The following is a 12,834-nucleotide window of genomic DNA, read 5'->3' as shown; positions in this document are numbered from 1 at the left end:
CGCGAAGGTTGAGCGCGCGATCTGAAATGTTAAACCCGAAGATCTATTTCCGCCCCGCCAAGCGCTCATACCGTTCTCCCACCCCGGCAATTTGGTGGTAGCGAGGGAGATTCTGGCCGTCCACTCAGGACGGCCAGAGGGTCAGTCCCAGTCCCAGCGGAAGCCGAAACAGCCCGGCCCGAAGTCCAGCGCCACGCTGTGCACGGTATGCCGGTCATCGACCGCCATCGGCCGCACGCGCTCGGCGTTGCCCGCCGTCCGCGCGAACTGCTCACACCGGCCGGGCTCCGCGGCGGGGTCGAAGCACACCTCCAGCACGTACTCGCGGACCGGCAGCCGGAACTTGCGCTCGTAGTTGGTGGCCAGCGGATGCGGCGGCCTGCTGACCAGCTCGTGTTCGAGGACGATCGTCTCGCCGCGTCGAAGGGCCGCGTCGAAGACCAGTTCGGCGACCAACAGCCCGCTCTCCGGCCTGCTGATCGTCCGGCCGAGGTGGCAGTTGCGCAGCGGCCGGATCGTGGGCAGCGCGCGGTCGTGCTCGTCGATGTGGTTGATGACGATCCAGCGGTCCGGGCCGTCCGCCTCCGCGCGCAGCACCTGCCGCGAGGTCGACGTCCGCTCGCCCCGGTCGCCGCCGACGACCACCCGGTCGTGCTGACTGAGCCGGGTCAGCCGGTCGTCCCAGCCGATGTCGACCTCGCTGACCGCGTCCTCCACCCGGGTCTCGCGCGGCCAGAAAGCGCCCATCGCCGGGCGGTGCGGGTCGATCAACGCTGTCAGCGTGCCGCGCGGGACGTCCAGGATGTCCTCGAGGTGGCGGACCACGGCCAGCGAGGACTGCCGGGCCGGGCGGCTGCGGCCGGTCTGCCAGTAGCTCAGCGTCGCCAGGCTGACCGACACCCCACGCCTGCTCAGCCGGTCCTGGATCCGGACCAGCCCGAGGCCCTTCGCATCGATCGCCGAGCGCAGAGCGGCCGCGAACGACGGCATGGTGCTGTCGTAGGCGAAGTCGGGCTCACTGAACATCGCGGGCTCCTGATCTGGTCGTGCCGATGGTCGTGCCACGGCCGGACGAGGTCAAGGCCCGGTCATTACCACCCAGCTGAGCCAACCGGGATTGACCAGGCATGATTCGAAGCCGTGTCCACCCTCCCCGCCGAGCTCGCAGCCGCCCTCGACGACGCCCTCGGGCGATTCCCGACCTCGCAGGTCACCGACGCCGTCGAGGCGCTCATCCAGCGCTACCGCGGTGGCGTCGACCCGTCGTCGGCGGTGCTGGACAAAGACCTGACGGTCGCAGCCTACGCGGCGTACCGGATGCCCGCGACCTTCGCCGCCGTGTCGGCCGCGCTGCGCCACGCGGCCGTCCTGGCCCCCGAATTCCAGCCGAAGTCGATGGTGGACGTCGGTGGCGGCACGGGGACGTCGGTGTGGGCGGCCCAGGCGGTGTGGCCGTCGCTGGCGGAGGTGACCGTGCTGGAGCAGTCGGCGCCCGCGATCGCCCTGGGCCGCAAGCTCGCGGAGCGCTCGTCGGCGCCGGCGGTGCGGTCGGCGCGGTGGGAGCGGGCAGTCGTCGGGAGCAGCGTGGCCAAGCCCGCCGCCGACCTGGTGACCCTGTCTTATGTGCTCGGCGAGCTGGCGGAATCGTCGCGGGCGGAGGTCGTGCGCTCCCTCGCCCTGGACGCGGGGCTGCTGGTGCTGGTCGAGCCCGGCACGCCCGCGGGCTACGAGCGGATCGTCGCGGCCCGCGACCTGCTCATCGCCGACGGAATGAAGGTGCTGGCGCCGTGTCCCCACGAGCGCGCGTGCCCGATTCCGCGTGGCCAGGACTGGTGCCACTTCGCCGAACGGCTCAACCGGACCGCGCTGCACCGGCGGGTCAAGTCCGCGACGCTGGCGCACGAGGACGAGAAGTACTCCTACGTCGCCCTCACCCGGGCCGACCTGCCGCACGTGGACAACCGGGTGCTGCGCCACCCGGTCAAGCGCAAGGGACTGGTGTCGCTGACGCTGTGCACGGGCGCGGACGGGCTCGCCGAGGCCAAGATCACCAAGCGCGACCCCGACGCCTACAAGCGCGCCCGCGATGTGGAGTGGGGCGACGGCTGGAGCGCGGGCACATGATCGACATCACAAGTCTCACTGTGCGCTAACAAGGGAGAAATCCCTTGCCTGTCAAGCGAAAGCGGCGTTCAAGGCGTGGACCTGCCGATCGGCAAGTGAGCAACCGATCTTGCCCTGTCAACTGGTTAACCGAGAGTCGATCATCGGCATTTGCTCTATCCACAATGGACGAAAACCTGCTGTTAGCGTCGATTTCGGTGCCGTCACATGGCATCCACCCGACCCAGGAGGAACAACCATGACCAACCGCATGCGCGCAGTGACCACCGTGTTAGCAGGCACCGCCGCCGCGTTCGCGCTCGCCGCGGGCACCGCGCAGGCCGCCCCCGCCAACTCGGTCTTCCTCTACACCGGCTCCAGCGGTCACTGCGCCACCAGCGGCGGCAACGGTGTCGCGGGCGGCGTGTTCGCCTCCTACACCTGCCAGTCGGGCGTCGCGGGCTACAGCCTGTCCGTCACCGCCAAGTCCGGCTCGGTGAGCGGCGTCTACATCAACACCTTCCCGACGCTGGCCGACTGCCAGGGTGTGGGCAACAACGGCACTGCAGGCGGCGTCTTCACCTCGTACCACTGCCAGAACGGCGTCGCGGGCTACAGCCTCTCGGTGACCGGCTGATCCACCGCCCAGGGGTGCCCGCCGCGGCACCCCTGGGCGTTTCGATCCTCGTTTGGAAGGCTGGTGGCCATGGGAGTCGAACTCTGGTCGTCATCAGCATGGGTGGAGCTGGCGACGGCGTGGCTCGACGAGCGGCTCGCCGACGCGGGCATCGAACGGACCGGCACCGTCGAGCAGCCGCGGGTGCGGCCGTGGTCGACCCAGCTGACCGCGCCGACGACGACCGGGACGGTGTGGCTCAAGGCGGTCAACCCGCCGAACGCCTTCGAGGCCGCGCTGTACGACGTCCTGCACGAGCTGGTCCCGCACCGCGTCCTCGAACCCATCGCCACCGACGCCGAGCGCGGCTGGATGCTGCTGCCCGACGGCGGCCGCACGCTCGTAGGCCGCGATCTCGCGGACGACGACCTGGTCAAGGTGCTGACCGAGGTCATGCCGCGCTACGGCCTGCTGCAGCGCGACCTCGCCCCGCACATCGACCGGATGCTCGCCGCGGGGGTCACCGACATGCGGCCCACGGTGATGCCGAAGCGGTTCGACGAAGCCCTCGCCGTGGTGGGCGGCCTGCCCGCGGTCGCCGCGAAGTCCGGCGAGTTCGCCGACTGGTGCGCCCGGCTGGCGATCTCCCCGGTGCCGCCAAGCCTGGACCACAACGACCTGCACGCAGGCAACGTCCTGCTCGCCGACTTGGCCGACCCTGACGCGGTGCGCTTCTACGACTGGGGCGACGCTGTCATCGCGCACCCGTTCGCCGCGATGTTCGTCCCGCTCAAGGTCCTCGCCGACGGGCTGGGCAAGCAGACCACCGGCGTGCTGCGGGTGCGCGACGCCTACCTGGAGGTCTTCACCGACCTGGGTTCGCACGCGGAGCTGGTGGCCGAGTTGGACCTGGCGTGCCGGGTCGCGAAGGTCGCGCGGACCCTCGTCTGGGCGCGGGCGGTCGCCGTCTCGCCGGGGGACTGGGCCGACGCGCCGCGCGAGACGCTCATGAGCCTGCTCGCCGAGTCCTACTTCTGAGCGGTGGACGCCGTGGGGCGGGCCTGACAGCCTGGCGCGATGGAGGAAATCGAGCGGAAGTTCCTGGTGGCGGACGACTCGTGGCGGTCGTCGGTGATCTCGACGAACCGGATGGTGCAGGCCTACCTCGCCATCGGCGAACGCGCGCAGGTGCGGGTGCGCAGCTCCGGCGACAAGGCTTGGGTGACAGTCAAGGGCCAGGCGAAGGGGATCTCCCGGCCGGAGTTCGAGACCGAGGTACCGGTGGATTTCGTCGACGGCGTGCGCTCCTCGGGGCTGTGCGAGGGATCACCGGTGGAGAAGGACCGCCACGTCGTCGACGTCGACGGGTATCTGTTCGAAGTGGACGTGTTCGTCGGCGACAACGAAGGGCTTGTGCTCGCCGAACTGGAACTGGACACTGCCGACGCCGAGTTCCCCCGCCCGGCGTGGCTGGGCGAGGAGGTCACCGACGACAAGCGGTACCGCAACGCCTACCTCGCGACGAACCCGTGGGCAGGCTGGAACCGAGGCGGGGACATGGACGTCTACCCGTCGACTTAGATCTCAGAGGAGACGACACATGGCGGACATCGAGTATCGGTTCGGCACCGGCGAGGGCGACCCGAACGTGCACCACGGCCAGGCCAATGTGGACGTGGACGGCGACGGCACGACGGACGCGATCGCCGTCGACTTCGATGGTGACGGCCGCTACGACGACGCCATGTGGGACTCCGACGGCGACGGTGTCGCCGACACCGCGCTGCTCGATCACGACAACGACGGGGTGGCGGAGTCGGCGTACTCCGACCCGACCGGTCTGGGCACGTGGAACGCCAAGGGCCAGGGCGGCGAGCCGAAGGCCGAACCGCGGGCCGAGGACGTCCCGGAGGAGAAGAAGGACGCCGCGCCGGACGACCAGTCGCAGGACCAGCCGTCCGACGTCCCGGAGGAGGACACGCCCGCGGAGGACAAGGGCGAGAACGTTCCCACCGAGGACAAGGACGAGCCCAAAGACCACGAGCCCAAGGACGAGGGCGGCGCCAAGGGCGAGTCGGCCGGGGAGGACTCGGGCTTCGAGAACATCCCGGCGGACGTCGAGTTCGAGAACGAGTCCGGGTCCGACGAGTCCGGGGAGTCCGAAGAGCCGCCTGCCGCCGAGGAGGAAGAGCCCGCCGCCGAGGAAGAGCCGCCCGCGGAGGACGACACCCTCGACGACAGCGCGTTCGCCGACGCCGACCTGTTCCAGGCCGAGGACACCGCCGACGCCGGCCTTTCGGACTGGTACCCGGGCTTGTAGGCCCGGGACCAGGGCGTCTTCCGCAAGATCCACTGGACAGGCCCTTAGCCTGATGGCGTGGGGATGAGACTCAGCAGGCGGGCCCTGCTCACCGCCGGGGCGGTGGGCGTCCTCAGCGCCTGCACGCCACCGCAGCCGCGTCCGCGGGCGGCCGAGCCCACTTCGGCGCCCAGCCCGACGCCGAGTTCGTCGGCCGCCCCCACGACGTCGGCACCCCCGTCGGCTCCGGTCTCCACGGTGCCCACCACGACGCCTCCCGCTCCGACCGCACGGGCGGCCGTGGTGCGTCGCTACCAGGGGGTCCGGCCCACCCAGTTCGGCCTGACCGTGCCCGGCGTGATCAACCGCCTGCCCTCGGCGGGCGTCGCCCTGACGTTCGACGCGTGCGGCGGCCCCGGCGGCGCCCAGTACGACAGCGCGCTGATCAAGACGCTGCGCGACCTCGACACCCCCGCCACGCTGTTCCTCAACGCCCGCTGGATCGAGGCCAACCCCGCGACCTTCCGCGACCTGGCCGCCGACCCGCTCTTCGACATCGCCAACCACGGCACCAGACACCTGCCGCTCTCAGTCGCCGGGCGCTCGGCGTACGGCATCGCGGGCACGCGCGACCCGGGCGAGGTCTACGACGAGATCGCGGGCAACCACGAACTGCTCACGCGCGCGATGGGCAGGCCACCGGCGTTCTTCCGCTCCGGCACCGCCCACTACGACGACGTTGCCACCAAGATCGTCGCCGAGCTGGGCGAACAGGTCATCGGCTTCGACGTCAACGCCGACAGCGGCGCCCGCGCGAGCCTGCCCCAGATCACCCGGGCCATGGCCGGGGTGCGGCCGGGCTCGATCGTCATCGCCCACATGAACCGCCCGGAGGGCGCCACAGCGCGAGGCATGGCCGCCGCACTGCCGCCCCTGCTGGCCGCCGGGACACGGTTCGTGCACCTGCGCTGAGCGCGCACCTTGGTCAAGTCGGCGCGCACGACGCGCTTGAAGGAGCATGGGCAGGACCGTGAGCGCCCGTTCGCCGCGTTCGCCGCGCACCGCCACCGCGATGACCCCGGCGAGGAGGACAAGCAGCGCGGAAGGCGCGTATCTGAGCAGCACGACGATCACCAGCAATGGCACCGGCAGCTGTGTCAGCACTTGGACAAGCGTGGGCATGGAGCGTTCTCCCTCGTCGGGCCGGGAGAACCGCGCGCGAACACCATCGGCGTCCCCTTCGACCGCTGGAAGAAGGAACGCCTGTACCTCCACGGCCGGCCCGAATACGCGATTCGGCCCACCGAGTCAGGGACAGACGACCTCGGACCCCTCGATGATCGCAGAAATGCCCGAGTGCGCACAGAGCCAGTCGGCTGCACCTGGCGCTGTAGGCCACGTCACGATTCCAGGGCCCGGTCGGCACTCCGTTAGCCTTGAGGCGTGATGTCCCAGGTCCCGCCCCTCATGATCGGCCCGTACAAGGTCGATCCCCGGGTCGTGCTCGCCCCGATGGCGGGCATCACCAACGTCGCGTTCCGGACGCTGTGTCGCGAGTTCGGCAGTCCGACGTCGCTCTACGTATGCGAGATGATCACCGCCCGGGCGATCGTCGAGCGGGACCCGAAGACGATGGAAATGATCACCTTCGGCGCCGACGAGCACCCTCGGTCCATGCAGCTCTACAGCGTCGACCCGGCCAACATGCGGGAAGCGGTCAAGATCATCGTCGCGGAGGGCCTTGCCGACCACATCGACATGAACTTCGGCTGTCCCGTCCCCAAGGTCACCCGCAAGGGCGGCGGAGCGGCGCTGCCGTTCAAGCGGCGGCTGTTCGGCGAGATCGTCGCCGCCGCCGTGCGCAACGCCGGGGACCTGCCGGTCACCGTGAAGTTCCGGGTCGGCATCGATGACGAGCACATCACCTACCTCGACGCGGGGCGCATCGCCGAGGCCGAGGGCGCCGTGGCGGTCGCGCTGCACGCGCGGACGGCGGCGCAGCGGTACTCCGGGCAGGCGGACTGGTCGCGGATCGCGCGGCTCAAGGAAGCGGTCACGACCATCCCGGTCCTGGGCAACGGCGACATCTTCAGCGCGACCGACGCCCTCAAGATGGTCGAGCAGACCGGGTGCGACGGCGTGGTCGTCGGCCGGGGCTGTCTCGGCAGGCCGTGGCTGTTCGCCGAGCTGCACGCCGCCTTCACCGGCGCCCCGATCCCCGACGGACCGGACCTCGGCACCGTCGGCCGGATCCTCTTCCGGCACGCCACGCTCCTCGCCGACCACCTCGGCGCCGAGAAGGGCCTGCGCGACCTGCGCAAGCACATGGCCTGGTACCTGCGCGGCTTCCCGATCGGCGGCGACCTGCGCACGCGGTTCGCGATGGTGTCCGGGCTCGGCGAACTTGCCGACCTGATCGGACAGCTCGACCCGACCGCCCCCTATCCCGAGGAGGCCGAAGGGCCGCGCGGGCGCCAGGGGTCGCCGGGCAAGGTCGTACTGCCGGAAGGGTGGCTCGACGATCCCGACGACGCCGCCGTGCCGGTCGGTGCGGAACTGATGCACTCCGGGGGCTGAACATGCGGTGGGTACTGGGGCTCTTACTCGTCACCGGCTGCTCGACGACGGTGGCCGGGCAAGCGCTGCCCGCGGGCGGCACGAGCGCGCCGGAGGTCGAACGCGAACTCGTCGGCCGGTACTTCACCGACTTCAACGACGCCGCCGACGAGGGCCCGGAGACGCAGCGCGACTTCCTGCGGCGCACCCAGCACCCGGACTTCACCGACCGCACCTGCGACCTGGGCGACCTCGTGCTCACCGTGGAGCCCGCGCTGTCGACCTTGCGCACGGACGCCAAGTGGAAGCCCGAGGACGCGAGCAAGCGCCCTCGTGGCTCGGTGTACGTCGTCGGTGTCTCGGTGCGGATCCGGCGCGACAACGCGACCCTGGCCGAGCAGATCGGGTCGCAGCGGGTCGTCGTGCTCGACGGCCGCGCCTATGGCTTCGCCCCCTGCCCCACCCGTTGATCCATTCGGGTTACCCGAACGGGCGCGTACAGCAACAGCGCTCAGTGAGCGTCACCGGCTTGGCGCAGCGTTCAGTCCACCAGTAGGGGGAATTCCCGGCTCCAGTCGTCCCGTCCGCTCAAGCCCCGCGTCAATACAGACGACACACCACGTAGGTAGGAGGTGACCGCGGTGGCCGCACTGGGACGAGGCGTCGCCGAATCTGAGCCCGCCCAGCGGGCCCGGGACAGCGCCTGGCGCAACGAGCCGACGGTTCCCCTGCGTCGGTCCGCGCTCGCCGACGCCAAGGATCCCGACTCCGGTCCGCCCGCGGACGCGGCGAACCTGGTGAGTCTGCACGAGTCGATCGCCGCACTGCTCGCCTCGCGCGGGCAGTACCGCCAGGCCTACCAACACCTTCGGTCCGCTTTGGACCTGACGTCCGAACTCAGCGCGCCCCCGCAGATCCCCGAGCAGTTCCGCCGCGAGGTCGACCGGCTGCGCCGCGAGCACGCCGAAGCCCACGAGCAGAGCATCCGCGACAGCCTGACCGCCAGCTACAACCGGCGCTACCTCGACCAGCGGCTGGTGGAGGTCGTCAGCGAGCAGAGCCACGCCCACGGGCTCGCCGTCGCGCTGGTGGACCTCGACTGGTTCAAGCAGGTGAACGACACCTTCGGCCACCTCGTCGGCGACCGGGTGCTGCAGCGGGTCGTCGAACTGCTGCAGCAAGGCCTGCCCGAGGGCGCGTTCTGCGCCCGCTACGGCGGGGAGGAGTTCGTCCTCGTCCTGCCCGGCGTGGACCGCCCGACTGCGGTCACGCTGGCCGAGACCGCACGCGCGCGCGTAGAGACCTACGCGTGGTCGTCACTGGTTCTCGGGCTGCGCGTGACGGTCAGCATCGGCCTCTCGCACGAACCGGCGACGCACGTGGCGCACAACACACCCGCGTCTCCCGAGCGCCAGCTGCGCGACGCCGACACCCTGCTCTACACAGCGAAACAGTCGGGCCGCAACGCCGTCGCCTATCTGCTCGACGGCAAGGCTCACCTGGCCGGACCGGCGTCGGGCAGGCGTGCGGTCACTGTTCCGCGAGCAATTCAGCCCTGAGACCGCCCCCAGAGAGCGATGCTCGCCCGATTGGGCTAGTGGTATCCGCGTAATTGCGTACCGTTAGTGAACAAAACCCGGCTTACGGTCGTCACGACCGCCCCTGCGGCCGTACTATCGCCTCCGCCTGCCACGATTAGGTGGGCAACCGCACGCAGTCCCACAACGTGTTGATAACCACCTGACAACGGTTCGAGCAGAACTTCGGAAGGAGCCCGGGTGCGCGACGATCTCGACCCCGACTCCGGACGTGCGACCCAGGGTGGCAAACGACGTGCTCCCGAATCCGACGAGGCGCCCCGCCGCAGGCGCCGGTCGATGGAGGCGTCCGGCGGGGTCAGCGTCTCGGATCTCGTAGAGCGGCACACCGGGTCGCGAACGAATCTCCAGCCCGTGCCGCCCCCGCCGCACAGACCGGCGGACGACCCCGTCGATCCGCCCGCACCCCATTACGTCGCACCTCCTGAGCCCCCGGCCAAGCACAGCACCGGTGAGTTCCCGGCAGGCCCAGCCGCCGATGTCGCACCGCACGCCCCTCGCACCGGCCGTCGCCGTGCCGTCGAGGAGGATCCCCGCCCCAACCTCTCCGACGCCTTCGGCCGCCCGCAGCCGGAGCCGCCGCGCGCGATCCTGCACGCCCCCATCCCGGCGGACCTCGCGGTCCCGCCGACCGGGGCCGACCCACGCAGGCCGGTGCCGGTCGAGCAGGTGCACCGCATCGTGGAGGTCAAGCCGGAGGAGCCCGCCCGGCCCGCGCCGCGACCGGAGCCGCGACGCACGGACATCGGCCAGCACTCGATCCCGATGGCGCCCGTCGTCGCTCCGCGACCGGCCACGCCCCCGCAGGGCCAGCGGCAGGCGGAGCCCCGTCCGATCCCCATGGACCCGGCGCCCCGGCCCGTCGACGTTCCCTATGGCGAACAGCGCACCGGCGCCCAGCCCATCCCGGTGGACCAGGGCTACCGGCAGGTCGAACCGCACCAGGGCAGACCCATCCCGATGGACCCCGCGCCCAGGCCCGACGTGAACCACCGGGGCGAGCAGCCCGGCGACGGCAGGCGCACGGGTGCCCGCCCGATTCCCATGGACCCCGCGCCCGTGCGCAGGCTCGGCGACTCCGGCCCCCTCCCGCTGGACCCCCGCGCACCGCTGCCCACGGGCGGTGGTGTCGACCCGGCCCACCGCACCGGAGCCCGGCCCATCCCCGCGGAGCACCACCGACCCCCGGGCCAGAGCAGCGGCCACCGCATGCCTGCCGGCCCCCAGGGCGACTCCGAAGCCCAGCAGGGCAACGGGTACCGGCCCGCCCCACAAGGCGGCTACCAGCCGACTGGCGGGCACGACCGGCCCGCGCCGGGCGATTACCGTCCCGCCCCGCAGAACCCCGGCTACCGGCCGGACGCGTCCCATGACGGCGAGCCAGGCGGCAGGCGCGGCCCGTTCCCCGGACAGGCACCCGGAAATCGCGGCGGGCTCCCGATCCCGGGTGAGCACCCGATGGACCACGCCGGTCGGGGTTCCCGTCCGCTTCCCGGCGATCCGCGCGGCCCGCGGCCCGCGGACGGCATGCCGCCGCGCGGCCCGATGCCGACCGGAGCAGGCTCGGTCGACGCGATCCTGTCCGGTAGGCCGCCCGCGGGCGACACGGGCAGCCACCCCCGGCCCAGGCCCGACGCGGACACCGGCCACTACCCGCCCCCCGGCCAGGACTCGCTGCCCGGAAACCAGTCACGGCCGATGATTCCCCGGCAGCTTCCGCCCGGGCAGTCGTCGATGCCGCCGCGGCCCGACGTCGACGAGGCGGCACGGCCCGCCGCGCCCGCCGTGCCGCCCGAAGAGCTCATCGGGATGACCACCGAGATGGAAGCCATCGGTGAGCACACCCAGAAACGCAGGCGGGTCGACCAGACGCTGGCCCGCTTCTCCAAGGTGCACGACGAGCTCAAGGCCGAGGAGCGCGCCCGCAAGTCCAAGTTCGGCAAGCTGAACCCGTGGGCCGCGCAGGATGCCGAACTCAACGAGCACCTCGAAGAGCTCGCGATGGTCCCCGGCGAGCCGACCGCGCTGGTCGCCGCAGTCGGACTCGACGCTGCCGACGCTGCCGAGCCACCCGCGGGCACGCGGCTGCAGGAGAAGAAGGTCCGCAAGCAGACGCAGTCGTCCAAGATCGCGAAGATCGTCGCGGGCACCATGGCCGCGCTTGTCTTCCTCTCGAGCGCCGTCGGCTGGGGCTTCCAGAAGTGGGCCGACGGCAAGATCCCGAACGTCCGGGGCCTCGACCTCGACTCCAAGTCGATCCAGAACCCGGAAGCGCAGCGCGGGGACGAGAACTTCCTGCTCGTCGGCTCCGACTCGCGGGAAGGCGCCGCGGGCGAGGACGGCGTGGGCAACGCGAACCAGGTCCCGGGCGCGCGCTCGGACACCATGATGATCGCGCACGTCCCCGCCGACCGGTCGCGCGTGGTGATCGTGTCCTTTCCGCGTGACCTGGAGATCAAGCGTCCCGAGTGCGAGCGGTTCGACGCCAAGACGAGCACGTACACCGGCGAACGCGTGCCAGGACAGAAGGTCGCCAAGATGAACACGGCCTACCAGGTCGGCGGCCCGCTGTGCGCCACCAAGGTCGTGCAGGACATCTCCGGCCTGCGGATCACCCGGTTCGTGGGCATCGACTTCAACGGCTTCAAGGGCATGGTCGACGCGGTCGATGGCGTGAACGTGTGCGTCGAGAAGCCGATGTTCGACACGTTCCTCAACAAGTGGATCGTCAAGGACGCGGGCAAGGCCGTCGAGCTGCGCGGCGACCAGGCGCTGGACTTCGTCCGGGCCCGACATGTGCGCGGCGACGTCACCTCCGACTACGGCCGGATCAAGCGCCAGCAGCGGTTCCTCTCGTCGCTGCTGCGCAAGGCCATGTCGAGCCAGGTCCTGCTCGACCCGGGCAAGCTGACGAGTTTCGCCACCTCCTTCGCTGAGGCCACCTTCGGCGACAACATCGACATCGAGGCGCTGCTCGGCCTCGGGCAGTCGATGCAGGGCCTCGAAGCGGGCCGGGTCACTTTCGTCACGGTCCCGACCGTTGGTGACGCGAACGAACGCGGCAACGAGGTGCTCCTCGAAGAGCCCAAGAACGCGCTGTTCCGGGCCATCGTCAACGACCAGCCGCTGCCCGGGGAGAAGCCCGCGGGCAGCCAGCCGCCTGCCTCCGGCAGCCGGCAGGCGCTGCCGCAGTCGGCGCCGCTGCGCCAGCAGGTGCCGGTCGACCCGAAGACGCTCAAGATCCAGGTCCTCAACGGCGGCAACACCACCGGCGGCATCGCCCGCAGGACGGCGGACAAGCTCACCGCGCTGGGCTACCAGGTGGTCAACGTCAACGCCGGGCCCGCGGTGCCGAAGACCGTGGTGCGCTACGGCAAGGGCAAGGAAGCCGAAGCGAAGACGGTCGCGTCATCGGTGCCGGGCGCGGTCCTCGAGGAGGACGCGGCCACGGTCGGCGCGATCGTGCTGATCATCGGGCCGGAGTACAAGGGCGAGGTCGTGGCCCCCACCGGGCAGGTGGCCCAGCCCACTCCGGAGAAGCTGCCCGCCAACCTGTCCACGGTGAACGGCGGCGACGTTGCCTGCGCATGACGTCGTTAGCACGTGGTTCACCATGGATTCACCTGACGATGGGGTGCCTAGATGCGCGCCCCTCTAGGCTG

11 protein-coding genes are annotated in these 12,834 nt (G+C 70.9%); 10 read left to right on the top strand and 1 reads right to left on the bottom strand.

All coding sequences use genetic code 11. The annotated features are described in order from the left end of the window. Nucleotides 1-141: 141 nt before the first annotated feature. Nucleotides 142-1,026, bottom strand: a complete 885-nt coding sequence (locus ACUZ2Y_RS21560) for an XRE family transcriptional regulator (protein ID WP_476321619.1) — start codon at nt 1,024-1,026, stop codon at nt 142-144. Between the two features lie 114 nt (nt 1,027-1,140). On the opposite strand from ACUZ2Y_RS21560, the gene ACUZ2Y_RS21555 reads away from it, so the two are divergent. From ACUZ2Y_RS21555 to ACUZ2Y_RS21510, 10 genes are all read left to right on the top strand, one after another. Continuing rightward, the gene (locus ACUZ2Y_RS21555) at nt 1,141-2,124 is read left to right on the top strand and encodes a small ribosomal subunit Rsm22 family protein (protein WP_476321618.1); all 984 of its coding nucleotides are present in this window, start codon (nt 1,141-1,143) and stop codon (nt 2,122-2,124) included. Between the two features lie 238 nt (nt 2,125-2,362). Next, nucleotides 2,363-2,740 carry a hypothetical protein gene (locus ACUZ2Y_RS21550; protein ID WP_476321616.1) on the top strand — a complete coding sequence of 126 codons (378 nt, stop codon included), beginning with the start codon at nt 2,363-2,365 and terminating at the stop codon, nt 2,738-2,740. A 69-nt stretch (nt 2,741-2,809) separates the two neighbouring features. Further along, entirely contained in the window at nt 2,810-3,757 is a 948-nt protein-coding gene (locus ACUZ2Y_RS21545; protein WP_476321614.1) for a phosphotransferase family protein, read from the top strand. 39 nt (nt 3,758-3,796) lie between these two features. Next, nucleotides 3,797-4,300: a CYTH domain-containing protein gene (locus ACUZ2Y_RS21540; RefSeq protein ID WP_476321612.1), complete on the top strand. Its 504-nt coding sequence runs from the start codon at nt 3,797-3,799 to the stop codon at nt 4,298-4,300. 19 nt (nt 4,301-4,319) lie between these two features. Beyond that, the gene (locus ACUZ2Y_RS21535) at nt 4,320-5,039 is read left to right on the top strand and encodes a hypothetical protein (RefSeq protein ID WP_476321610.1); all 720 of its coding nucleotides are present in this window, start codon (nt 4,320-4,322) and stop codon (nt 5,037-5,039) included. 63 nt (nt 5,040-5,102) lie between these two features. Next, complete coding sequence (locus tag ACUZ2Y_RS21530) at nt 5,103-5,990, top strand: polysaccharide deacetylase family protein (RefSeq protein WP_476331993.1); 888 nt, start codon at nt 5,103-5,105, stop codon at nt 5,988-5,990. 474 nt (nt 5,991-6,464) lie between these two features. Further along, nucleotides 6,465-7,595, top strand: coding sequence for a tRNA dihydrouridine synthase DusB (gene dusB, locus ACUZ2Y_RS21525; protein ID WP_476331991.1), 1,131 nt, complete (start codon nt 6,465-6,467; stop codon nt 7,593-7,595). Between the two features lie 2 nt (nt 7,596-7,597). Next, complete coding sequence (locus tag ACUZ2Y_RS21520; protein WP_476321608.1) at nt 7,598-8,044, top strand: hypothetical protein; 447 nt, start codon at nt 7,598-7,600, stop codon at nt 8,042-8,044. A 162-nt stretch (nt 8,045-8,206) separates the two neighbouring features. Continuing rightward, nucleotides 8,207-9,133 carry a GGDEF domain-containing protein gene (locus tag ACUZ2Y_RS21515; RefSeq protein ID WP_476321606.1) on the top strand — a complete coding sequence of 309 codons (927 nt, stop codon included), beginning with the start codon at nt 8,207-8,209 and terminating at the stop codon, nt 9,131-9,133. Between the two features lie 219 nt (nt 9,134-9,352). After that, the gene (locus tag ACUZ2Y_RS21510) at nt 9,353-12,763 is read left to right on the top strand and encodes an LCP family protein (protein WP_476321604.1); all 3,411 of its coding nucleotides are present in this window, start codon (nt 9,353-9,355) and stop codon (nt 12,761-12,763) included. The last annotated feature ends 71 nt before the right edge of the window (nt 12,764-12,834 follow it).

It is taken from the genome of Actinokineospora sp. UV203, assembly GCF_056323665.1.
This window is presented reverse-complemented; position numbering and strand designations above follow the sequence as displayed.